The organism is Escherichia sp. 93.0816 (assembly GCF_013368855.2).
Taxonomy (GTDB): Bacteria; Pseudomonadota; Gammaproteobacteria; order Enterobacterales; family Enterobacteriaceae; genus Escherichia; species Escherichia ruysiae.
This window is the reverse complement of sequence record NZ_JABWNC020000007.1, coordinates 110392-133711: the sequence shown is the minus strand read 5'-3', so window position 1 is coordinate 133711 and position 23320 is coordinate 110392. Positions and strand designations below refer to the sequence as shown.

Genomic DNA, 23320 nt, shown 5'->3' with positions numbered 1-23320 from the left:
ACGGTGAGAATAACAATGAAAAAATTAACCATTGGCTTAATTGGTAATCCAAATTCTGGCAAGACAACTTTATTTAACCAGCTCACCGGTGCACGCCAGCGTGTAGGGAACTGGGCTGGCGTTACCGTCGAACGTAAAGAGGGTCAGTTCTCCACCACCGATCATCAGGTCACTCTGGTTGACCTGCCTGGTACTTATTCTCTGACTACCATCTCATCGCAAACTTCTCTGGATGAGCAAATCGCTTGTCACTACATTCTGAGTGGCGACGCCGATCTGCTGATTAACGTGGTGGATGCGTCTAACCTTGAGCGTAACCTGTACCTGACACTGCAACTGCTGGAACTCGGCATTCCCTGCATCGTGGCGCTGAACATGCTCGACATTGCCGAGAAGCAAAATATTCGCATTGAAATTGATGCGCTGTCGGCGCGTCTTGGCTGCCCGGTGATCCCGCTAGTTTCCACGCGTGGTCGCGGTATTGAAGCTCTGAAACTGGCGATTGACCGCTATAAAGCCAACGAGAATGTGGAACTGGTGCATTACGCGCAGCCGCTAATCAATGAAGCCGATGCGCTGGCGAAAGTGATGCCGTCGGACATCCCGCTGAAACATCGCCGCTGGCTGGGTCTGCAAATGCTGGAAGGCGATATCTACAGCCGCGCCTACGCCGGTGAAGCGTCGCAGCATCTGGATGCTGCCCTCGCCCGTCTGCGTAATGAGATGGACGATCCGGCGCTGCACATTGCCGATGCACGTTACCAGTGTATTGCGGCCATCTGCGATGTGGTAAGCAATACTCTGACGGCAGAACCCAGCCGTTTCACCACGGCAGTGGATAAAATTGTGCTCAACCGATTCCTCGGTCTGCCGATTTTCCTCTTTGTGATGTATCTGATGTTCCTGCTGGCTATCAACATCGGCGGGGCGCTACAGCCGCTGTTTGACGTCGGTTCCGTGGCACTCTTTGTGCATGGTATTCAGTGGATTGGCTACACGCTCCACTTCCCGGACTGGCTGACTATCTTCCTCGCCCAGGGTCTGGGTGGCGGTATTAACACCGTTCTGCCACTGGTGCCGCAGATCGGCATGATGTACCTGTTCCTCTCCTTCCTCGAGGACTCCGGGTATATGGCGCGTGCGGCATTTGTGATGGATCGTCTGATGCAGGCGTTAGGCTTGCCGGGTAAATCCTTTGTGCCGTTGATCGTCGGTTTTGGTTGTAACGTACCGTCGGTAATGGGCGCACGAACCCTTGATGCACCACGTGAACGCCTGATGACCATCATGATGGCACCGTTTATGTCCTGCGGTGCTCGTCTGGCAATCTTCGCAGTATTTGCTGCCGCGTTCTTCGGGCAGAATGGCGCGCTGGCTGTGTTCTCGCTGTATGTCATCGGTATTGTGATGGCTGTACTGACGGGACTGATGCTCAAATACACCATTATGCGCGGTGAAGCGACGCCGTTTGTCATGGAGCTGCCGGTCTATCACGTACCACACATTAAGAGTCTGATTATCCAGACCTGGCAGCGTTTGAAAGGCTTCGTCCTGCGCGCCGGTAAAGTGATTATCATCGTTAGCATTTTCCTGAGCGCCTTCAACAGCTTCTCGCTGAGTGGGAAAATCGTCGATAACATCAACGACTCGGCGCTGGCCTCTGTCAGCCGCGTGATCACTCCAGTCTTCAAGCCAATTGGCGTGCATGAAGATAACTGGCAGGCAACGGTTGGACTGTTTACTGGCGCAATGGCGAAAGAAGTGGTGGTCGGTACGCTCAACACTCTCTATACCGCAGAAAACATTCAGGACGAAGAGTTCAATCCGGCGGAATTTAACCTCGGTGAAGAGCTGTTCAGCGCAGTAGATGAAACCTGGCAGAGCCTGAAAGACACCTTCAGTCTTAGCGTACTGATGAACCCAATTGAAGCCAGCAAAGGCGACGGCGAAATGGGTACTGGGGCAATGGGCGTGATGGATGAGAAATTCGGTAGCGCGGCGGCAGCTTACAGCTATCTGATATTCGTCCTGCTGTATGTACCGTGTATTTCGGTGATGGGTGCCATTGCCCGTGAATCAAGCCGTGGCTGGATGGGCTTCTCCATCCTGTGGGGGCTAAATATCGCTTACTCGCTGGCAACATTGTTCTATCAGGTCGCCAGCTACAGCCAGCACCCAACTTACAGCCTGGTGTGCATTCTGGCGGTTGTCCTGTTTAACATCGTGGTTATCGGACTGCTGCGCCGCGCGCGTAGTCGGGTCGATATCGAACTACTGGCAAGCCGCAAAACGGTAAGCAGTTGCTGCGCAGCCAGCACCACTGGCGATTGCCACTAACTAAGGACACGGCAATGGCTTCGCTCATTCAGGTGCGTGATTTGCTGGCATTACGGGGTCGTATGGAAGCGACCCAGATCAGCCAGACGCTGAACACCCCGCAGCCGATGATTAACGCTATGCTGCAACAGCTGGAAAATATGGGCAAAGCGGTACGGATTCAGGAAGAACCTGATGGCTGCCTCTCTGGCAGTTGTAAAAGTTGCCCGGAAGGAAAAGCCTGTCTGCGTGAGTGGTGGATGTTGCGTTAACCTTGTTCCATCGTTCGTTTTGAAAAGCCCGGTATGCATTAGCTACCGGGCTTTTTTGCGTGCGGCTTTCCATAAAAATGCAACTCTTGCAGCATGGAGTAAGTTCCTCTGAAAGTGTCTCGCAGGGATAAAAACTTGCTGATGCACAGCCGTGGAGTGGCGCGTAAAGTCGCGGCATTCAAAAAAACAGGTGAAGGAACGCCATGAGCAAAAAACAGAGTTCCACCCCACACGATGCGCTGTTCAAACTCTTTTTACGCCAACCGGACACGGCACGCGATTTTCTTGCGTTCCATTTACCGGCCCCCATTCACGCGCTCTGTGATATGAAAACCCTCAAGCTGGAGTCGAGCAGCTTTATCGATGACGATCTGCGTGAAAGCTATTCCGACGTGCTGTGGTCGGTGAAAACGGAGCAAGAGCTAGGATACATCTATTGCCTGATTGAACATCAAAGCACCTCAAACAAATTGATCGCATTTCGCATGATGCGTTATGCCATTGCCGCAATGCAAAACCACCTTGATGCAGGATACAAAACGTTGCCGATGGTCGTACCGTTGTTGTTTTACCACGGCATTGAAAGCCCCTATCCCTATTCGCTGTGTTGGCTGGATTGTTTCGCCGATCCCAAACTGGCAAGACAGCTTTATGCCTCTGCATTTCCGCTGATTGATGTCACCGTCATGCCTGATGATGAAATCATGCAGCACCGACGTATGGCGCTGCTGGAAGTTAATTCAAAAACATATTCGTCAACGCGACCTGATGGGGCTGGTGGAGCAAATGGCCTGCTTATTAAGTAGTGGATACGCTAATGACAGACAAATCAAAGGACTGTTTAATTACATACTGCAAACAGGCGACGCGGTACGTTTTAACGATTTTATCGACGGCGTTGCCGAACGTTCACCGAAACACAAGGAGAGTTTAATGACTATTGCGGAAAGATTGCGGCAGGAAGGGTTTCAGAAAGGTATACGTACCAACGCCCTAAATATTGCCAAAACCATGCTGGATGCCGGAGTCTCTCTTGAGGACGTTCTGCGATTTACCAGCCTGACGGTTGAAGACCTTGCTGAAATAAATCATCAATAACGTAAAGGATGGTTTTAATGACAGATGCAGAAAGAGAATATCTTATTAGTCATCTGATTGGTTGTTTATTGGGTCGACGCCTGGAAGCCCTGGATACCGCCAAAAGAATGCTGCAATCCGGAGTCCTTCTTGCAGACATCATGCGCTTTACCGGGGTGTCAGAAGAAAAGTTGGCTGCGGCGAGCCAGTAAAGTTCTGTCTCGCCATTTCAAAAGCCACCTACACCCTCTGCTTTAACGCTACCAGCTGCTGACAAAACTCGTCTGGATGTGAAATAAACGGCGCATGGGCCGCTTTGGCGAAGATATATGATTCGCTGTGCGGCCAGAGTTCATCCAGCATCGGCACTACTTTGCGCGGCACCAGACCGTCGAGATAACCATACAATCGCAAAAACGGCATTGGTACGTTTTGCAGCGGCTGACGAAGATCGACCGTTTTCAGGATTTCCAGCCCACCATTGAGCACCTCAACCTCCGGCATCGGTAATGCCAGAACGGTTTTCTTCAGCGCCCGCGCATCCTGGCGCGCCGTTTCTGTCCCCATGGTTTGCAACGCAAGGAAACGCTCCACCGTACGCTGAAAATCTTCACTTAGCTGCTGCTGGAAACCCGCCAGCACGTCCGGTTTTATCCCCGGCCACCCATCGCGGGCACTAAAACATGGCGACGATGCTACAGTGACCAGCGCCTGAACACGCTCGGGATAGGCTAATGCAATCTGACTTGCCACCAGCCCGCCCAGGCTCCAGCCTAACCAAATGGCTTTATCCGGTGCCTGTTGCAGCACGACTTCAGCCATGTCAGCAAGCGACATCGCACCAAATCCCTGACTGCGCCCGAAGCCAGGCAGATCAACAAGATGTAACGTAAAATGCGAGCTGAGTTCCTCGTCAATGCAACGCCACACTTCGGCATTCAGTCCCCATCCGTGCAGCAGCACAAGATGAACATTCCCCTGACCTTTGGTCTGCCACCAGATGTTATTCATCCGCTATTGTTCTCTTTTGACTTACAAGGATGAACATATGCTAACAGTACCGGGATTATGCTGGCTATGCCGAATGCCGCTGGCGCTAGGTCATTGGGGGATTTGCTCGGTCTGCTCCCGCGCCGCACGTACAGATAAAATGCTATGCCCGCAATGTGGATTACCCTCTACACACTCACATCTTCCCTGTGGTCGCTGTCTGCAAAAACCGCCGCCGTGGCAAAGACTGCTCACTGTTGCCAACTATGCGCCGCCCTTAAGTCCGCTCATCCACCAGCTTAAGTTTTCCCGGCGCAGTGAAATCGCCAGTGCGCTAGCACGTTTGTTACTATTGGAAGTCTTACACGCCCGTCGCACCAGCGAATTACATCTGCCGGATCGTATCGTCAGTGTCCCGCTATGGCGGCATCGCCACTGGCGTCGGGGATTTAATCAGAGCGATTTGCTGTGTCAGCCGTTATCACGCTGGTTGCACTGCCAATGGGATAGCGAAGCCGTCACACGAACAAGAGCCACTGCAACCCAGCATTTTCTCAATGCCCGTCTGCGCAAGCGCAACCTGAAAAATGCCTTTCGCCTTGAATTGCCCGTGCAAGGTCTCCATATGGTGATTGTGGATGATGTCGTTACCACCGGAAGTACCGTCGCAGAGATTGCGCAGTTGCTTTTACGCAATGGTGCGGCGACTGTCCAGGTCTGGTGCCTTTGTCGAACCTTGTAGAGCCTCGATGATGGGCGTATTATAACCAACTAAAATAGTCAACTATTAGGCCATTACTATGATCCGTATTTCCGATGCTGCACAAGCGCACTTTGCCAAACTGCTGGCAAACCAGGAAGAAGGGACACAAATCCGCGTATTTGTGATTAACCCTGGTACACCTAACGCTGAATGCGGCGTTTCTTATTGTCCGCCGGACGCTGTGGAAGCCACCGACACCGCCCTGAAATTTGACCTGCTGACCGCGTATGTTGATGAGTTAAGCGCACCATACCTGGAAGATGCAGAGATCGACTTTGTTACCGACCAGTTGGGTTCCCAGCTAACGCTGAAAGCACCGAACGCCAAAATGCGTAAAGTGGCTGACGATGCGCCGCTAATGGAGCGCGTCGAGTATATGCTGCAATCGCAGATTAACCCGCAACTTGCCGGTCACGGTGGTCGCGTTTCGCTGATGGAAATCACCGAAGACGGTTACGCCATTCTGCAATTTGGCGGCGGCTGTAACGGCTGTTCCATGGTCGACGTAACGCTGAAAGAAGGGATCGAAAAGCAGCTGCTGAACGAATTCCCGGAACTGAAAGGTGTGCGCGATCTCACCGAACACCAGCGCGGCGAACACTCTTACTACTAAGTTATCCCCTCTTTTGTAGATTGCCCGATGCGACGCTAAAGTGTCTTATCGGGCTTTCGTTGTTCTTATGGCGCAGCTTTACTCCGTCCCCCTTCGTTTCCCCACGATAATATGACCAACCTCTCATAATTTAAATTTACCCCGCTCTGGTGATTCTCAAGCGCATTATGTTACCCGTATCATTCTCATGGGCACCAAACACACTCATAACATCTGACTACACTAATACGTTTTAGGGGTCATCAGCCGTGGTGCCGTTATATCTCTGTTCCCAGTTGGGACAACCAGGATTTGTCGTCAGAAACCTGACGTTACCCATAACAAATTAAAGGCCAGGTAAATCATGCCATTAGTCATTGTTGCTATCGGTGTTATCTTGTTATTACTCCTGATGATCCGCTTCAAAATGAACGGCTTCATCGCTCTCGTCCTGGTGGCGCTTGCTGTTGGATTAATGCAAGGGATGCCGCTGGATAAAGTTATTGGCTCTATCAAAGCCGGTGTCGGCGGGACGCTCGGTAGCCTTGCCCTGATCATGGGGTTTGGCGCAATGCTGGGCAAAATGCTGGCAGACTGTGGCGGCGCACAACGTATCGCCACCACGCTGATTGCCAAATTTGGTAAAAAACACATCCAGTGGGCAGTGGTATTGACCGGTTTTACCGTCGGTTTTGCCCTGTTCTATGAAGTAGGCTTCGTGCTGATGCTGCCGCTGGTATTCACCATCGCTGCTGCTGCCAATATCCCACTGCTGTATGTTGGTGTACCAATGGCGGCTGCACTGTCTGTTACTCACGGCTTCCTGCCGCCGCATCCGGGTCCGACTGCGATTGCCACCATCTTCCAGGCCGATATGGGTAAAACCCTGCTGTACGGTACTATTCTGGCGATCCCGACCGTGATTCTCGCGGGTCCGGTTTACGCTCGCGTGCTGAAAGGCATTGATAAGCCGATCCCGGAAGGTCTGTACAGCGCGAAAACCTTTAGCGAAGAAGAGATGCCGAGCTTTGGCGTCAGCGTCTGGACTTCTCTGGTGCCGGTTGTACTGATGGCGATGCGTGCCATTGCCGAAATGATCCTGCCGAAAGGTCACGCTTTCCTGCCGGTAGCAGAGTTCTTAGGTGACCCGGTGATGGCGACATTGATTGCCGTGCTGATTGCGATGTTCACCTTTGGTCTGAACCGTGGTCGTTCGATGGATCAGATTAACGACACGCTGGTTTCTTCCATCAAAATCATCGCGATGATGCTGCTAATCATCGGTGGTGGCGGTGCGTTCAAGCAGGTGCTGGTAGACAGCGGCGTGGACAAATACATTGCTTCCATGATGCACGAAACCAACATTTCTCCGCTGCTGATGGCGTGGTCTATTGCCGCTGTGCTGCGTATCGCGCTAGGTTCTGCAACCGTTGCGGCAATCACTGCGGGTGGTATCGCTGCGCCGCTGATTGCAACGACAGGTGTTAGCCCGGAGCTGATGGTTATTGCGGTTGGTTCCGGTAGTGTGATTTTCTCTCACGTGAACGATCCGGGCTTCTGGCTGTTCAAAGAGTACTTTAACCTGACTATCGGCGAGACCATCAAATCCTGGTCGATGCTGGAAACCATTATCTCAGTGTGCGGTCTGGTAGGCTGTCTGCTGCTGAATATGGTGATTTGATAATACTGATGGCCGGATGCATCGCATCCGGCATCAACCGCACTCTACTTCTTCTTCGCAGCCGCTCTGCGCCGCCTGTCCAGATCCTTCAGCAACTTGTTCACACCATCATCAGCAAACATCGTCTCAAGCGTTGCGGAAAGCTTGCGTCGCCAGTTTTTGTACTGGTAACTGGTGCCAGGAATATTTACCGGTTCGGCCATATCCAGCCAGTCTTCTGGCTGTAGCCCTAACAGGGCACTATTACTGTCGGCAATATAGCGTTGCAAGCCACGATTAAGCGTCGGTGTCATCGACATCAGTGATGCCTTATGCCCGGCACGTTTTGGCAGACAGCCATATTTATGCAGCGCATCCAGCAGCCCTTGCTTCGCCAGCTCGCGATCCTGATACAAACCGCGCAGCACCACTTCATCCGGATACAGCCCCAGCGTTTTGCCCAGCGTTAAATCCCCGCTCTCCCAGTAGCCGCGTAGCGTAGGCAGGTCGTGTGTTGCCGCGACCGCCATCGACTGCTCCGGATACGCTTTTGGTGCGCGGAACGTCTTCTCGTGATCGCTTTCGAAATAGAGCACTTTGTAGGAGTAAACACCACTACTGCGCAGCTTACCGACAATCTCTACTGGCACCGTGCCAAGATCTTCGCCAATCACCATGCAGCGATGGCGTTTACTTTCCAGCGCCAGAATAGCGAGCAGATCATCCACCGGATAGTGAACATATGCCCCCTGATCCGCCGTTTCGCCATACGGTATCCACCACAAACGCAGCATCGACATTACATGGTCAATTCGCAACGCGCCGCAGTTTTGCATATTGGCACGCAGCAGCTCGATAAACGGTTCATAGGCGCGCGCGGTGATGATATGCGGATCCATCGGCGGCAATCCCCAGTTTTGCCCTAACGGGCCGAGGATATCCGGCGGCGCGCCAACCGATGCTTTCAGGCAATATAACTCGCGGTCGCACCAGGTTTCCGCTCCGCCTTCCGCTACGCCAACTGCCAGGTCACGATACAAGCCAATCGGCATTTCATAGCCCTGGCTTATCTCCCAGCAGGCGGCAAACTGGCTGTAAGCCAGCCACTGCAACCAGAGATAAAAATCGACGTCATCACGATGTTCTTCGCAGAACCGACGCACTTCTGGCGAATCTACGTTCTGATACATCTCTGGCCACGCCGGCCAACCCCAGCGCATTTCGTCCTCTTTAACTTGCTGTGCATGTAGCGCGTCAAACGCTGCCTGCCAGAACAGGCTATCGCCCTGCTCAGCAACAAACTGGCGAAACGCTGCCATCTGTTCATCATCACGTTGCGCGAAACCTTTCCACGCCATCCGCAATGCTGTCATTTTTAGGGCAGTAACCGTGGAGTAATCGACCCAGTCAGCATCCCGCGCCTGTTGCAGCGTCTGTTGTGTAGTCGGCATCTGCCACCAGACCTGTGCCTCTTCGCTAAGATGGAAATCTTCGACGGCGTTAACGTCGATATAAACCACATTCAGCCAGCGGCGAGAAGACGGGCTATACGGGCTGGCGCTTTCCGGGTTTGCCGGATAGAGCGCATGAATCGGGTTCAGGCCGATGAACGACCCGCCACGTTTTGCCACATCCACCAGCATCGCTTTAAGATCGCCAAAATCCCCAATACCCCAGTTTTTTTCCGATCGCAGCGTATAAAGCTGAACGCAGGCCCCCCACAGCTTTTGTTTATTCAGCAACGCCTGCGGTTCGTAACAGCGTTTCGGGGCGACAATCACCCGGCAATGCGCGCGCTGGTCGTCCTGGGTAAGCGTCAGCGTGTGATAACCTTCCGGCAGCTTCGTCGGTAGATTGAACGCTTTGCCCCCCGTTATATGGCCTTTGTACTGCGTTCCTTCTTCGGTGGTCAGCAGCCAGCTATATTCGCCGCTGCCCTCCACCACCATCGGCATTTTTTTGCCGCTGGTATAAACCATGACATTCGGGACTGGCGTTACCGCCACTTTCGTGGCGGTACGTTGATGCATCGCGTCAAGCAAACGCCGTTTGGTTTCGGCGCTAATCGACTGCGGTTTACCGTGGGCATTGATGTAATTGGGGCTGATCCCCGCCGCCAGCGCGGCATTATCCAGACGTTTGCTTTCCATCGAGCTTCCTTAGCGTTTTGCCTGCCAGATACGAGCCTGATAATCGCGAATAGAGCGATCCGAGCTAAACATACCGCAGCGGGCGGTATTGAGGATCGCCGCGCGAGTCCAGGCCTCCTGGTCGCGGTACAGCACATCCACCTGCTTTTGTGCCTCTACATAGGCTGCGAAATCCGCCATCACCAGATACGGATCGCCGCCCTGTTTGCCGATACTGTGCAGCATCTGGTCGAAGGCATGCTTATCGCCGTCGCTGTATTTGCCGCTTTCCAGCTCTTTCAATACTGCGTCCAGCACCTTATCTTTCTTCCGCCATTTCACCGGGTCGTAGCCTTTGGCCAGAATTGCCTTCACTTGTTCCACGGTATGACCAAAAATAAAGATGTTTTCTTCACCGACTTTTTCGGCAATTTCAACGTTCGCGCCATCCAGCGTACCCACGGTTAACGCGCCGTTGAGCGCCAGTTTCATGTTGCCAGTACCAGAAGCCTCTTTCCCTGCAGTGGAGATCTGCTCGGAGATATCCGCCGCTGGGATCAGTTTTTCCGCCGCCGAAACGCAATAATCCGGCAGGAACACCACCTTCAGCTTATCGCCAACCTGCGGATCGTTGTTGATCACGTCAGCCACTTTATTGATCGCAAAGATAATATTCTTCGCCAGGTAGTAGCCTGGCGCCGCTTTCGCGCCGAACAGGAATACGCGCGGTACGCGGTCGGCCTGCGGGTTCTCGCGAATTTCTTTATACAGCGCCAGAATATGCAGCAGATTCAGGTGCTGGCGTTTGTATTCATGCAGACGTTTGATCTGAATATCGAAAATCGCCAGCGGATTGATCTCAATACCGGTACGGGCTTTCACAAACTCTGCCAGACGGACTTTATTCGCCTGTTTGATCTCGCGATATTGCTGACGGAATTTCGCGTCATCGGCAAATTTTTCCAGATGGATCAGTTGATCCAGATCGTTAACCCACTCTTTCTTCAGTGATTTATCCAGCAGCGCCGCCAGTGCCGGGTTGCACTGTTTGATCCAGCGACGCGGAGTAATGCCGTTAGTGACGTTATGGAATTTGTTCGGCCATAGCTGGTGATATTCCGGGAACAAGTCTTTCACCACCAGATCCGAGTGCAGCGCCGCCACACCGTTCACCGCAAAGCCGCTTACCACACACATATTGGCCATGCGAACTTGTTTGTCATGCACAACCGCCAGCTTTGCCCACACCGCTTTATCACCCGGCCAGTTTTTTTCCACCAGTTTCTTAAAACGGTTGTTGATTTCATTGATTATCTGCATATGGCGCGGCAGCAGGGCTTTTACCAGTTTCTCATCCCAGCACTCCAGAGCTTCTGGCATCAAAGTATGGTTGGTGTAAGCGAAAGTTTTGCTGGTGATTGCCCAGGCGTCATCCCAGCTCATCTGGTGCTCATCGATCAGCACGCGCAGCAGTTCTGGAATAGCGATAGTCGGGTGGGTATCGTTCAGTTGAATGACTTCGTAATCCGCCAGTTCGTGCAGTTTACGCCCCGCCAGATGATGGCGACGCAGAATATCCGCCACCGAACAGGCACACTGGAAGTATTGCTGCATCAGGCGCAGCTTTTTACCCGCAGTGTGGTTGTCGTTTGGATAGAGAACTTTGGTCAGTTTTTCAGCATTGATGCCTTGTTGTTCGGCGCGCAGGAAGTCACCGTCATTAAATTTGGTGAGATTGAACGGATGAGCATGAGTCGCCTGCCATAAACGCAGCGGCTGTGCCACACCGTTGTGGTAGCCCAACACTGGAAGATCCCACGCTTGCCCGGTAATGGTAAATTCCGGTTCCCAGCGCCCCTCTTTCGTCACTTTGCCGCCGATGCCCACCTGCACATCCAGAGCTTCGTTATGACTAAACCACGGGTAGTTGCCGCGATGCCAGTCGTCTGGCGCTTCAGACTGTTTACCATCGACAAAGGATTGACGGAACAAACCATACTGATAGTTAAGACCATAACCAGTGGCAGACTGCCCGACAGTCGCCATTGAGTCGAGGAAACACGCAGCCAGACGCCCCAGGCCACCGTTACCCAGCGCCGGATCAATCTCTTCTTCCAACAGGTCAGTCAGGTTGATGTCATAAGACTTCAGTGAATCCTGAACAGCCTGATACCAGCCGAGGTTTAACAGGTTGTTGCCCGTCAGACGCCCAATCAAAAACTCCATTGAGATGTAGTTAACATGGCGCTGATTCGCCGCCGGTTTAACGAAAGGCTGGGCTCGCAGCATTTCCGCCAGTGCTTCACTCACTGCCAACCACCACTGGCGAGGGGTCATCTCAGCCGCAGAAGTTAAACCATAACGCTGCCACTGGCGTGACAGGGCTTCCTGAAATTGCTTTTCATTAAAAATGGGTTGTGACATAGGAGTTCCAGTTTTCTTAGATATTAAACACAACGTTATCGTTAGTTTGCCAGGCTCCATGTTGACCTTCCTCATCCTACGGGGGATTAGGCGGGGAGGAGTGACGGGGATGAGCAAGAAAATGTGATCACGACCACTTAAAGGTAGTGCAATCAACTGCAAAAGCATCAGCTCAATGCCAGAGAGCGCAGAAAATCTGCTATTAACAGTAAGAAATGGTCGTTGCGTATTATCAAAAAGCGGAAAGCAACTCTATAAATTAAGTAAAGCGGCGAAATAGTTTCAGTAATGAAATATCCATTGAGGGTCATCTCACTGTTAATAGATTTATTAAGATCAACTTTTTAGATAGACCTTTCATCAGGAATTAAGGCGGTATCGTTGCTTTAATAAGGCTTTTGAACTGAAAGAAAACACCTTAAAATCCAGTATCCACGCTGCATTTGCCTTGTTTTAAGATGAAGTATTAATAAAGATTTGGAATTGTGACAGAGTGCAAATTCAGACACATAAAAAATCGTCATCGCTTGCATTGCACAGGTTTCTGACCGAACTTATAACTATTAATTACGAAGCGCAAAAAAAATAATATTTCCTCAATTTCCACAGTGAAGTGATTAACTATGCTGATTCCGTCAAAATTAAGTCGTCCGGTTCGACTCGACCATACTGTGGTTCGTGAGCGCCTGTTGGCTAAACTTTCCGGCGCGAACAACTTCAGGCTGGTGCTAATCACAAGTCCTGCGGGTTACGGGAAGACAACGCTCATATCCCAATGGGCGGCAGGAAAAAACGATTTGGGCTGGTACTCGCTTGATGAAGGCGATAACCAGCAAGAACGTTTCGCCAGCTATCTGATCGCCGCCGTGCAACAGGCAACCAGCGGGCACTGCGCTATCAGTGAAACAATGACGCAAAAACGGCAATATGCCAGTCTGACGTCACTGTTTGCCCAGCTTTTCATTGAACTGGCGGAATGGCATAGCCCACTTTACCTGGTGATCGACGATTACCATTTGATCACCAATCCGGTGATCCACGAATCAATGCGCTTCTTCATTCGCCATCAACCAGAAAATCTCACTCTGGTGGTGCTGTCACGCAACCTTCCGCAGTTGGGCATTGCCAATCTGCGCGTGCGTGACCAACTATTGGAAATTGGCAGCCAGCAACTGACATTTACCCATCAAGAAGCGAAGCAGTTTTTTGATTGCCGTCTGTCATCGCCGATTGAAGCCGCAGAAAGCAGTCGGATTTGCGATGACGTGTCCGGCTGGGCGACGGCGTTGCAGCTAATCGCGCTTTCAGCAAGGCAAAATACCCACTCGGCGCATAAATCAGCGCGTCGTCTGGCGGGCATCAATGCCAGTCATCTTTCTGATTATCTGGTCGATGAGGTGTTAGATAATGTTGATCTGACCACGCGTCATTTTCTGCTAAAAAGCGCCATTTTGCGCTCGATGAATGATGCGCTAATCACCCGCGTGACCGGCGAAGAAAACGGGCAAATGCGTCTTGAGGAGATTGAACGTCAGGGGCTGTTTTTGCAACGGATGGATGATACTGGCGAGTGGTTCTGCTATCACCCGCTGTTTGGCAACTTCCTGCGCCAACGCTGCCAGTGGGAACTGGCAGCGGAACTGCCGGAAATCCACCGTGCCGCCGCAGAAAGCTGGATGGAACAAGGTTTTCCCAGCGAAGCCATTCATCATGCGCTGGCGGCTGGCGACGCTTTGATGCTGCGCGATATTCTGCTAAATCACGCCTGGAGTTTGTTCAACCACAGCGAACTGTCGCTACTGGAAGAGTCGCTTAAAGCCCTGCCGTGGGACAGCCTGCTGGAAAATCCACAACTGGTATTGTTGCAGGCCTGGTTGATGCAAAGTCAGCATCGCTACGGCGAAGTAAATACCCTGCTGGCACGAGCCGAACACGAGATCCAGGGTATCAGGGAAGGCACCATGCACGCAGAGTTTAACGCTCTGCGCGCCCAGGTAGCCATTAACGACGGTAATCCGGAAGAAGCCGAACGACTGGCAAAACAGGCACTGGAAGAACTGCCTCCGGGCTGGTTCTACAGTCGCATTGTCGCGACCTCTGTACTTGGCGAAGTGTTGCACTGTAAAGGTGAACTAACCCGCTCGCTGGCACTTATGCAGCAAACCGAGCAAATGGCGCGCCAGCATGATGTCTGGCACTACGCCTTGTGGAGTTTAATCCAGCAAAGTGAAATTCTGTTTGCCCAGGGGTTCCTGCAAACTGCGTGGGAAACGCAGGAAAAAGCGTTCCAGTTGATTAACGAACAGCATCTGGAACAGTTGCCGATGCATGAGTTTCTGGTACGCATCCGTGCGCAACTGTTATGGGCATGGGCACGGCTGGATGAAGCCGAAGCCTCGGCGCGTAGCGGGATCGAAGTTTTATCTTCTTATCAGCCTCAGCAACAGCTTCAGTGCCTGGCAATGTTAATTCAATGCTCGCTGGCTCGTGGCGATCTGGATAACGCCCGCAGCCAACTTAACCGCCTGGAAAACCTGTTGGGGAATGGCAAATATCACAGCGACTGGATCTCTAACGCCAACAAAGTTCGCGTTATTTACTGGCAGATGACCGGCGACAAAGCCGCCGCTGCCAACTGGTTGCGTCACACGGCCAAACCGGAGTTTGCGAACAACCACTTCCTGCAAGGCCAATGGCGCAACATTGCCCGTGCACAAATTTTGCTGGGCGAGTTTGAGCCTGCGGAAATTGTCCTCGAAGAACTCAACGAAAATGCCCGCAGTCTGCGGTTAATGAGCGACCTGAACCGCAACCTGCTGTTGCTCAATCAGTTGTACTGGCAGGCCGGACGTAAAAGCGACGCTCAGCGCGTGCTGCTGGACGCATTAAAACTGGCGAATCGCACCGGATTTATCAGTCATTTTGTCATCGAAGGCGAAGCGATGGCGCAGCAGTTACGCCAGCTAATTCAGCTCAATACGCTGCCGGAACTGGAACAGCACCGCGCGCAGCGTATCCTCCGGGAAATCAATCAACATCACCGACACAAGTTCGCTCACTTTGACGAGAGCTTTGTCGAACGTCTGCTAAATCACCCGGAAGTGCCGGAACTGATCCGCACCAGCCCATTGACCCAACGCGAATGGCAGGTGCTGGGGCTGATTTACTCCGGTTACAGTAACGAACAAATTGCGGGCGAACTGGAAGTGGCAGCAACCACCATCAAAACGCATATCCGCAATCTGTATCAAAAACTCGGCGTTGCCCACCGTCAGGCTGCGGTACAGCACGCGCAGAAACTGCTGAAAATGATGGGATATGGGGTGTGAGTCTGGTCGGGTAACACACCTGATCCGACTTGCCTCTCTGCATCATTCAACGCTAACCCGCGTTACGCCATCTGTTTCAGCCAGAATAAACCGCACTGGCAAGAAACGCTCCACCACCGCGATATTGGTCAGCAGATGGCATGAGGGATGAGCAACCGTAAATTCCCCCTCGCCTGCCAGCGCCATCGGCAACACTAACTGGTCTGCGAGATATTCCCCTACCGCAGCCGAACTTGACAGGTAGCGTTTAACCTCTTTCACCAGTTGGGCGGCAACCACTTCGGCACTGACGCGCTTTTCACCAACAGCAAAAAAACGCTCGGTGATGTGTTCGCTGACGACTTCAAGCGAAGCGGTATTTCCTGGCCCCTGCTCGCGCGGCAGACTTTGAATATTCCGCTCATTCAGGGAAAAGCTGGCATCCAGCACGGACATCTCTCTTTCGCCAACATGATGAGGCACTCCAGCCAGTAGCACTTCACCGCACAGTCGCACAATGTTGCCCCGCTCATTCAACGCTAATGCGTTAAGTGATGCCACGGGCGAGACTTCCGTTGCCACCACACCGCCGCCAGCAGGGTAAAAACCGTGGCGCAACAGCGTTGTTTGCTGCTGAATCCCCATCCGCGCCAGCAACGGTTCCAGCACACGGCAGATAAAATCAGCGGGCGGTGCCGACGGGTTATCGGTGCCACCGCTGACTTCAACACGCGAAGACCCGTCGGCAAACCACAGCGCGGGCAGCACCGTTTGCAGCACCAACATGCAGCTACCTGCGCTACCGATGGCGAAGCGGTAATCGCCGCCACGCACGATACCAGGCCGGAAGACCAGGCGCTGCGCCCCCAGCTCCGCGCCTTCCACCGTCGCTCCGCAAATTTCCGTCGCTGCCTTTACCGCCGTCAGATGCTGGCGCAACAGCCCCGGTTTCGCCCGCCCGGCACGAATGCCGGTGATGGTGAACGGTTTACCAGTTATCATCGACAGGCTCAGCGCCGAGCGCAGGATCTGCCCGCCGCCTTCACCCTGTGCGCCATCCAGCGCAATCATCCTTTTCATTATTTATCCTTTTACACACACCACCTGACGCAGGGTGTAGATAACTTCCACCAGATCGCTTTGTGCCGCCATCACCGCATCAATATCTTTATACGCCATCGGGATTTCGTCGATCACTTCGGCATCTTTACGGCATTCCACATGCGCGGTGGCACGAATCTGATCTTCCACGCTAAACAGTTTTTTTGCTTTGGTACGGCTCATCACGCGTCCGGCACCGTGGCTGCATGAACAGAAAGATTCTTCATTTCCCAAGCCACGGACGATAAAGCTTTTCGCGCCCATCGACCCGGGAATAATTCCATATTGACCAGCGCGCGCAGACACCGCGCCTTTACGCGTCACATAGATCTCTTCGCCAAAGTGCTGTTCTTTTTGCACATAGTTGTGGTGACAGTTGATCTCTTCCATTGCCAGCGTTTGCGGCAGTCTTACCGTTTTCTGCGTAATGCTCTGCAACGCCGTAACCACGTTTTCCATCATCGCATCGCGGTTAAGGCTGGCAAAAAGCTGCGCCCAGGCCACGGCTTTCAGGTAATCGTCAAAATATTCCGTACCTTCCATAAAGTACGCCAGATCACGCGACGGCAACGTCTCAAGCTGTTCCTGCATCTCTTTTTGCGCCAGATCGATAAAGTAAGTTCCGATGGCGTTACCGATTCCGCGTGAACCGGAGTGCAGCATAATCCACACCTGATCCGACTCATCAAGGCAGATTTCAATAAAGTGGTTACCCGTTCCCAGCGTTCCCAGGTGTTTGTAATTATTGGTGTTCAGGAAACGCGGATATTTTTGCGTTAACCACTGATAACCTGCTTCAAGCTCGGCCCATTTATCATCGACGTTAGTCGGCGGATTTTCCCACGCGCCTTTATCACGTTTACAACGGCCTGTGGTACGCCCGTGCGGTACGGCAGTTTCAATCGCCTGACGCAGCTCCGCCAGGTTTTCAGGTAGGTCCGCCGCCGTTAAGGCGGTACGCAGCGCGTTCATTCCACAGCCGATATCCACACCTACCGCCGCCGGAATAATCGCCCCTTTGGTCGGGATCACGCTACCAATAGTAGAACCTTTACCCAGATGCACGTCGGGCATTACCGCAATATGTTTGAAAATGAACGGCATCTTCGCCGTATTAATAAGTTGCTGACGCGCATCGGCTTCTACCGACACGCCTTTGGTCCACATTTTTACCGGGGCATTTTCAGTGGTCAGTAATTCATAATTCATTTTGCTTTTCTCTTTTCGTTGATATGTCCTGATAATTGCAACCGTCGTGCCAAAAAATTAAATCAGCAAATTAATTTTATAATTGATTGTTTTTATTTAATTAAAAGCACAAAGTCCGTAAACGGAGATTTTCTATAAAGTCACTTACCCGATAATGAAATATCGTCTTTTATAAGGATATCTAAGATGCGTAAAACTGTGGCTTTTGGCTTTGTCGGAACCGTACTGGATTATGCCGGACGCGGCAGTCAGCGCTGGTCGAAATGGCGCCCATCACTCTGTATATGCCAGCAAGAATCGTTGGTCATCGATCGACTGGAATTGTTGCACGACGCCCGCTCGCGCTCGCTGTTTGAAACGCTTAAACGCGATATCGCCAGCGTTTCGCCAGAAACAGAAGTGGTGAGCGTTGAGATTGAACTGCATAACCCGTGGGATTTCGAAGAGGTCTACGCCTGCCTGCATGATTTCGCCCGAGGTTACGCTTTTCAGCCAGAGTGCGAAGACTATTTAATTCACATCACCACTGGCACCCACGTCGCGCAAATTTGCTGGTTTCTGCTGGCTGAAGCACGTTACCTGCCCGCCCGTCTGGCGCAAACTTCACCACCACGCAAAAAAGAACAGCCCGATAGCCCAGGCGCGGTGGCGATTATCGATCTCGATTTAAGCCGTTATAACGCTATCGCCAGCCGCTTTGCCAAAGAACGCCAGCAAACGCTTGATTTTCTTAAATCTGGCATCGCCACACGTAACCCGCATTTCAACCGCATGATTGAGCAAATCGAAAAAGTGGCGATTAAATCCCGCGCACCGATCCTGCTTAACGGCCCGACTGGTGCGGGTAAGTCATTTCTGGCGCGGCGCATTTTCGAATTAAAACAGGCGCGACATCAGTTTAGCGGCGCGTTTGTTGAAGTGAACTGCGCCACCCTGCGCGGTGATACCGCGATGTCGGCGCTGTTTGGTCATGTGAAAGGCGCTTTTACCGGGGCGCGGGAATCGCGGGAAGGTTTATTACGCAGCGCCAACGGCGGGATGTTGTTTCTTGATGAGATTGGCGAACTGGGCGCAGATGAACAGGCGATGTTGCTGAAAGCCATTGAAGAGAAAACCTTTTACCCGTTTGGTAGCGATCGCCAGGTAAACAGCGATTTTCAGCTTATCGCCGGAACGGTGCGCGATTTGCGCCAGCTGGTTGCCGAAGGCAAATTTCGCGAAGACCTGTACGCACGGATTAATCTCTGGACCTTCACCCTGCCGGGGCTACGCCAGCGCCAGGAAGATATCGAACCTAACCTGGATTATGAAGTGGAGCGCCACGCCTCACTCACCGGCGACAGCGTGCGTTTTAACACCGAAGCGCGGCGTGCCTGGCTGGCCTTTGCGACATCTCCCCAGGCGATATGGCGCGGTAATTTTCGCGAACTTTCTGCCAGCGTTACGCGCATGGCGACGTTTGCCGATAGCGGGCGCATTACTCTGGAAACCGTAGAAGATGAGATTAGCCGTCTGCGCTATAACTGGCAGGAGAGCCGCCCTTCGGCGCTTACGGCGTTGCTGGGCGCGGAGGTGGAAAACATCGATCTCTTTGACCGCATACAACTGGAAAACGTTATTGCTGTCTGCCGTCAGGCAAAGTCGCTCTCTGCAGCCGGACGCCAGCTTTTTGACGTTTCGCGCCAGGGCAAAGCCAGCGTCAATGACGCGGATCGGCTACGCAAATACCTGGCGCGTTTTGGTCTGACGTGGGAAGCCGTGCAGGATCAGCACAGTTCCAGTTGAATATGGTGGTCCGTCAGCACCTGCATCACGCTTACTGGCGGCGGGGCGTCGGTGTAGACGGCATCGACCATGCTGATGCTGCCCATATTGACCATCGCGTTACGGCCAAATTTCGAGTGATCGACAACCAGCATAACGTGGCGCGAGTTCTCAATAATGGCGCGTTTGGTGCGAACTTCGTGGTAATCGAACTCCAGCAGCGAGCCGTCGCTATCGATGCCGCTGATCCCCAGAATGCCGAAATCAAGGCGGAACTGGGAGATAAAATCGAGCGTTGCTTCGCCAATGATCCCGCCATCGCGGCTGCGTAATTCGCCACCGGCGAGGATAATACGGAAATCCTCTTTCACCATCAGCGTATTAGCGACGTTAAGGTTGTTGGTGACAATGCGCAAATTGCTGTGATTGAGCAGCGCGTGAGCCACCGCTTCCGGCGTGGTGCCGATATCGATAAAAAGCGTCGAGCCGTTAGGGATTTGCTCCGCCACTTTGCGGGCAATACGCTCTTTTTCTTCGGTCTGGGTGGCCTTACGATCGTGCCACGGCGTGTTAACGGAACTGGAAGGCAGCGCCGCGCCGCCATGATGGCGCAGGATCAGGTTTTGCTCCGCCAGCTCATTGAGGTCGCGGCGAATAGTCTGCGGGCTGACGGAAAAGTGTTCTACCAGTTCCTCGGTACTGACATAACCCTGCTGTTTAACCAGTTCAATAATACCGTTGTGACGTTGTGTTTGTTTCATTTATAAATCCCTGGAATCATTTTCGTTTTCGCGCATTGAGCGAATCAACAAAAGCCATCGCTAACCCCACGGCTAACCCGGCGATGTGTGCTCCGTTCGCCATCGACATCCCAAACAAATCAAACCATCCGGCGACAATCCAGATCAGCGCAAAGATAATTAACCCACGTTGCAGGTAAATGCCACTTTGCGGATCGCGTTCGCCACGTAGCCAGACGTAGCCCATCAGCGCATACACCACGCCAGAAAGCCCGCCAAACCACGGCCCGCTGAATTTTTGCTGCACATAGCCGCTTAACAGGGCGCTAATGAGAGTAATGACAATTAGCTTACCGCTACCGAGGCGTTTTTCTACCGCACCGCCGAGATACCACCACCAGAGCAGGTTAAAAAGGATATGCATCAACGAGAAGTGCATCAACGCATGGGTGAAGTAACGCCAGAACTCAAATTTCAGTGTTGGATCGAATGGCCAGGCCAGCCATAACATCACTTCTTGATCGCCGATAATTTGCATGGCGATAAACACCACCACGCAGGCGATCATCATCACCCAGGTCACCGGCCCCGCGCGTTCACGCAAGGTGGCAAAGAAAGGAAAACGGCGATAGTGCAGACCACTATCGGTATGGCCTGACTGCCAGCTGGCGGCGAGATAACGCGGATCTGCCGGGTTTTCGAGAAAACGCGCCAGCTCCGCCCGCACGCGTTCAGCCTGGGATTCATCCGCCAGCCAGACATCGCTTTGGTTATGTTGTTGAATAGTGAGGATAACGCCCTGCGTCGCCATGTAATCAACAAAGGCCTGCGCCACGCGGGGGTTAGCAAAAGAGGTAATCATCAACATCGTTGCTGTCGCTTATTCCACACAAAAGGGGACAGTATAAAGCGTTACGCGCCGTACGCCACCTCTGCAGGAAACTGACGCTGCCAGGCTTCAAAGCCGCCATCAATGCTATAGACCACATCGTAGCCCTGTTGTAGCAGATACTGCGCCGCGCCTTTGCTGCTATTACCGTGGTAACACATCACCATGACCGGCGTATCGAAGTCATTATCACGCATAAACGCGCCCAGCGTGTCGTTAGTCAAATGGAAAGCCTGTGTTGCATGACCCATAGCGAAACTTTGTGGATCGCGAATATCGACCAGCACCGCCTCTTTTTCCTGCAACTTCTGGTGCGCGTCGGTAACGTTAATACATTCGAACTGATCCATGCGTCTCTCTTTCTTTACAAACAAGTGGGCAAATTTACCGCACAGTTTACGTTGAAGCGGCAGATAAACGCCATAATGTTATACATATCACTCTAAAATGTTTTTTCAATGTTACCCAAAGCGCGATTCTTTGCTAATATGTTCGATAACGAACATTTATGAGCTTTAACGAAAGTGAACGAGGGCAGCATGGAAACCAAAGATCTGATTGTGATAGGTGGCGGCATCAATGGTGCTGGTATCGCGGCAGACGCCGCTGGACGCGGTTTATCCGTGCTGATGCTGGAAGCCCAGGATCTCGCTTGCGCGACCTCTTCCGCCAGTTCAAAACTCATTCACGGCGGCCTGCGCTACCTTGAGCACTATGAATTCCGTCTGGTCAGCGAGGCGCTGGCTGAACGTGAAGTGCTGCTGAAAATGGCGCCGCATATCGCCTTCCCGATGCGTTTTCGCCTGCCGCATCGCCCACATCTGCGCCCGGCGTGGATGATTCGTATTGGTCTGTTCATGTACGATCATCTGGGTAAACGCACCAGCCTGCCGGGATCAACCGGTTTGCGTTTTGGCGCGAATTCAGTGTTAAAACCGGAAATTAAGCGCGGATTCGAATATTCCGACTGTTGGGTCGACGACGCTCGTCTGGTACTCGCCAACGCCCAGATGGTGGTGCGTAAAGGCGGCGAAGTGCTTACCCGGACTCGCGCCACCTCTGCTCGCCGCGAAAACGGCCTGTGGATTGTAGAAGCGGAAGATATCGATACCGGCAAAAAATATACCTGGCAGGCGCGCGGCCTGGTTAATGCTACCGGCCCGTGGGTGAAACAGTTCTTCGACGACGGGATGCATCTGCCTTCGCCTTATGGCATTCGCCTGATCAAAGGCAGCCATATTGTGGTGCCACGCGTGCATACCCAGAAGCAGGCCTACATTCTGCAAAACGAAGATAAACGTATTGTGTTCGTGATCCCGTGGATGGACGAGTTTTCCATCATCGGCACCACCGATGTGGAATACAAAGGCGATCCAAAAGCAGTGAAGATTGAAGAGAGTGAAATCAATTACCTGCTGAAAGTGTATAACACGCACTTTAAAAAGCAGTTAAGCCGGGACGATATCGTCTGGACCTACTCCGGCGTGCGCCCGCTGTGTGATGATGAGTCCGACTCGCCGCAGGCTATTACCCGTGATTACACCCTTGATATCCATGACGAAAACGGCAAAGCACCGCTGCTGTCGGTATTCGGCGGTAAGCTGACCACCTACCGCAAACTGGCGGAACATGCGCTGGAAAAACTGACGCCGTATTATCAGGGTATTGGCCCGGCGTGGACGAAAGAGAGCGTGCTGCCGGGTGGTGCCATTGAAGGCGACCGCGACGATTATGCCGCCCGCCTGCGCCGCCGTTACCCGTTCCTGACCGAATCGCTGGCGCGTCATTACGCACGCACTTACGGCAGCAACAGCGAGCTGCTGCTCGGCAATGCGGGGACGGTAAGCGATCTCGGGGAAGATTTCGGTCATGAGTTCTACGAAGCGGAGCTGAAATATCTGGTAGACCACGAATGGGTTCGCCGCGCCGACGATGCCCTGTGGCGTCGCACAAAACAAGGTATGTGGCTGAGTGCGCAGCAACAGTCTCGTGTGAGTCAGTGGCTGGTAGAGTATACGCAGCAGAAATTGTCGCTGGCATCGTAAATTAACGTAAGGTGGTCAGATTTCAATCTGACCCCTTTTAG

Annotated in this window: 17 protein-coding genes and 1 pseudogene; 10 read left to right on the top strand and 8 right to left on the bottom strand. The window is 52.7% G+C overall.

Annotated features, from left to right (window positions below; all coding sequences use genetic code 11):
• Nucleotides 1–15: 15 nt before the first annotated feature.
• The 4 genes and pseudogenes from feoB (at nt 16) to HEM79_RS10480 (ending at nt 3877) form a co-directional block, all read left to right on the top strand.
• Nucleotides 16–2337 carry a Fe(2+) transporter permease subunit FeoB gene (gene feoB / locus HEM79_RS10495; protein WP_000737001.1) on the top strand — a complete coding sequence of 774 codons (2322 nt, stop codon included), beginning with the start codon at nt 16–18 and terminating at the stop codon, nt 2335–2337.
• Nucleotides 2338–2351: 14 nt separating this feature from the next.
• Entirely contained in the window at nt 2352–2588 is a 237-nt protein-coding gene (feoC, locus tag HEM79_RS10490; protein WP_000157593.1) for a [Fe-S]-dependent transcriptional repressor FeoC, read from the top strand.
• A 203-nt stretch (nt 2589–2791) separates the two neighbouring features.
• Nucleotides 2792–3686 (top strand): annotated as a pseudogene (gene rpnA / locus HEM79_RS10485) (recombination-promoting nuclease RpnA).
• Between the two features lie 17 nt (nt 3687–3703).
• Nucleotides 3704–3877, top strand: coding sequence for a hypothetical protein (locus tag HEM79_RS10480; RefSeq protein WP_165797960.1), 174 nt, complete (start codon nt 3704–3706; stop codon nt 3875–3877).
• 28 nt (nt 3878–3905) lie between these two features.
• Here the strand turns inward: HEM79_RS10480 and bioH are convergent, their stop codons facing one another.
• The gene (gene bioH / locus HEM79_RS10475) at nt 3906–4676 is read right to left on the bottom strand and encodes a pimeloyl-ACP methyl ester esterase BioH (protein WP_016159542.1); all 771 of its coding nucleotides are present in this window, start codon (nt 4674–4676) and stop codon (nt 3906–3908) included.
• A 37-nt stretch (nt 4677–4713) separates the two neighbouring features.
• Here bioH and gntX point away from each other — a divergent pair, with 37 nt between their 5' ends.
• The 3 genes from gntX to gntT all read left to right on the top strand — a co-directional run bounded on the left by gntX (nt 4714) and on the right by gntT (nt 7691).
• Nucleotides 4714–5397 carry a DNA utilization protein GntX gene (gene gntX / locus HEM79_RS10470; RefSeq protein ID WP_010352788.1) on the top strand — a complete coding sequence of 228 codons (684 nt, stop codon included), beginning with the start codon at nt 4714–4716 and terminating at the stop codon, nt 5395–5397.
• 58 nt (nt 5398–5455) lie between these two features.
• On the top strand, nt 5456–6031 hold the full coding sequence (nfuA, locus tag HEM79_RS10465) for a Fe-S biogenesis protein NfuA (RefSeq protein ID WP_000619389.1): 576 nt from the start codon (nt 5456–5458) through the stop codon (nt 6029–6031).
• 343 nt (nt 6032–6374) lie between these two features.
• Nucleotides 6375–7691 (top strand): gluconate transporter, encoded by a 1317-nt coding sequence (gene gntT / locus HEM79_RS10460; RefSeq protein ID WP_001131744.1) that lies wholly within the window; start codon nt 6375–6377, stop codon nt 7689–7691.
• A gap of 44 nt (nt 7692–7735) precedes the next feature.
• Here gntT and malQ read toward each other — a convergent pair whose 3' ends face one another.
• Both malQ and malP read right to left on the bottom strand, forming a co-directional pair.
• Nucleotides 7736–9820 (bottom strand): 4-alpha-glucanotransferase, encoded by a 2085-nt coding sequence (malQ, locus tag HEM79_RS10455; RefSeq protein ID WP_176241387.1) that lies wholly within the window; start codon nt 9818–9820, stop codon nt 7736–7738.
• A 9-nt stretch (nt 9821–9829) separates the two neighbouring features.
• Nucleotides 9830–12223: a maltodextrin phosphorylase gene (malP, locus tag HEM79_RS10450; RefSeq protein ID WP_176241386.1), complete on the bottom strand. Its 2394-nt coding sequence runs from the start codon at nt 12221–12223 to the stop codon at nt 9830–9832.
• 623 nt (nt 12224–12846) lie between these two features.
• Between malP and malT the strand changes: the two genes are divergently transcribed.
• Nucleotides 12847–15552, top strand: a complete 2706-nt coding sequence (malT, locus tag HEM79_RS10445; RefSeq protein WP_000907057.1) for an HTH-type transcriptional regulator MalT — start codon at nt 12847–12849, stop codon at nt 15550–15552.
• Between the two features lie 42 nt (nt 15553–15594).
• Here malT and rtcA read toward each other — a convergent pair whose 3' ends face one another.
• Nucleotides 15595–16611 carry an RNA 3'-terminal phosphate cyclase gene (gene rtcA / locus HEM79_RS10440; RefSeq protein ID WP_176241385.1) on the bottom strand — a complete coding sequence of 339 codons (1017 nt, stop codon included), beginning with the start codon at nt 16609–16611 and terminating at the stop codon, nt 15595–15597.
• 3 nt (nt 16612–16614) lie between these two features.
• Complete coding sequence (gene rtcB, locus HEM79_RS10435; protein ID WP_176241384.1) at nt 16615–17841, bottom strand: RNA-splicing ligase RtcB; 1227 nt, start codon at nt 17839–17841, stop codon at nt 16615–16617.
• Nucleotides 17842–18027: 186 nt separating this feature from the next.
• Here rtcB and rtcR point away from each other — a divergent pair, with 186 nt between their 5' ends.
• Entirely contained in the window at nt 18028–19626 is a 1599-nt protein-coding gene (rtcR, locus tag HEM79_RS10430) for a DNA-binding transcriptional regulator RtcR (protein ID WP_176241383.1), read from the top strand.
• Here the strand turns inward: rtcR and HEM79_RS10425 are convergent.
• The 3 genes from HEM79_RS10425 to glpE are packed head-to-tail and all read right to left on the bottom strand — an operon-like array spanning nt 19608 to nt 21584.
• Nucleotides 19608–20366: a DeoR/GlpR family transcriptional regulator gene (locus HEM79_RS10425; protein WP_000815099.1), complete on the bottom strand. Its 759-nt coding sequence runs from the start codon at nt 20364–20366 to the stop codon at nt 19608–19610. The two genes, rtcR and HEM79_RS10425, sit on opposite strands and share 19 nt — an antisense overlap.
• Before the next feature lie 16 nt (nt 20367–20382).
• Nucleotides 20383–21213: a rhomboid family intramembrane serine protease GlpG gene (glpG, locus tag HEM79_RS10420; RefSeq protein WP_021550070.1), complete on the bottom strand. Its 831-nt coding sequence runs from the start codon at nt 21211–21213 to the stop codon at nt 20383–20385.
• 44 nt (nt 21214–21257) lie between these two features.
• Nucleotides 21258–21584: a thiosulfate sulfurtransferase GlpE gene (gene glpE / locus HEM79_RS10415; RefSeq protein ID WP_000371935.1), complete on the bottom strand. Its 327-nt coding sequence runs from the start codon at nt 21582–21584 to the stop codon at nt 21258–21260.
• Nucleotides 21585–21773: 189 nt separating this feature from the next.
• Here glpE and glpD point away from each other — a divergent pair, with 189 nt between their 5' ends.
• Complete coding sequence (glpD, locus tag HEM79_RS10410; protein ID WP_176241382.1) at nt 21774–23279, top strand: glycerol-3-phosphate dehydrogenase; 1506 nt, start codon at nt 21774–21776, stop codon at nt 23277–23279.
• Nucleotides 23280–23320: the final 41 nt, after the last annotated feature.

Excerpts from the sequence above, each read along its gene's own strand:
- feoB (WP_000737001.1), top strand. The coding sequence starts at position 16 with ATGAAAAAATTAACCATTGGCTTAATTGGTAATCCAAATTCTGGCAAG.
- feoC (WP_000157593.1), top strand. The coding sequence starts at position 2,352 with ATGGCTTCGCTCATTCAGGTGCGTGATTTGCTGGCATTACGGGGTCGT.
- HEM79_RS10480 (WP_165797960.1), top strand. The coding sequence starts at position 3,704 with ATGACAGATGCAGAAAGAGAATATCTTATTAGTCATCTGATTGGTTGT.
- bioH (WP_016159542.1), bottom strand. The coding sequence starts at position 4,676 with ATGAATAACATCTGGTGGCAGACCAAAGGTCAGGGGAATGTTCATCTT.
- gntX (WP_010352788.1), top strand. The coding sequence starts at position 4,714 with ATGCTAACAGTACCGGGATTATGCTGGCTATGCCGAATGCCGCTGGCG.
- nfuA (WP_000619389.1), top strand. The coding sequence starts at position 5,456 with ATGATCCGTATTTCCGATGCTGCACAAGCGCACTTTGCCAAACTGCTG.
- gntT (WP_001131744.1), top strand. The coding sequence starts at position 6,375 with ATGCCATTAGTCATTGTTGCTATCGGTGTTATCTTGTTATTACTCCTG.
- malQ (WP_176241387.1), bottom strand. The coding sequence starts at position 9,820 with ATGGAAAGCAAACGTCTGGATAATGCCGCGCTGGCGGCGGGGATCAGC.
- malP (WP_176241386.1), bottom strand. The coding sequence starts at position 12,223 with ATGTCACAACCCATTTTTAATGAAAAGCAATTTCAGGAAGCCCTGTCA.
- malT (WP_000907057.1), top strand. The coding sequence starts at position 12,847 with ATGCTGATTCCGTCAAAATTAAGTCGTCCGGTTCGACTCGACCATACT.
- rtcA (WP_176241385.1), bottom strand. The coding sequence starts at position 16,611 with ATGAAAAGGATGATTGCGCTGGATGGCGCACAGGGTGAAGGCGGCGGG.
- rtcB (WP_176241384.1), bottom strand. The coding sequence starts at position 17,841 with ATGAATTATGAATTACTGACCACTGAAAATGCCCCGGTAAAAATGTGG.
- rtcR (WP_176241383.1), top strand. The coding sequence starts at position 18,028 with ATGCGTAAAACTGTGGCTTTTGGCTTTGTCGGAACCGTACTGGATTAT.
- HEM79_RS10425 (WP_000815099.1), bottom strand. The coding sequence starts at position 20,366 with ATGAAACAAACACAACGTCACAACGGTATTATTGAACTGGTTAAACAG.
- glpG (WP_021550070.1), bottom strand. The coding sequence starts at position 21,213 with ATGTTGATGATTACCTCTTTTGCTAACCCCCGCGTGGCGCAGGCCTTT.
- glpE (WP_000371935.1), bottom strand. The coding sequence starts at position 21,584 with ATGGATCAGTTCGAATGTATTAACGTTACCGACGCGCACCAGAAGTTG.
- glpD (WP_176241382.1), top strand. The coding sequence starts at position 21,774 with ATGGAAACCAAAGATCTGATTGTGATAGGTGGCGGCATCAATGGTGCT.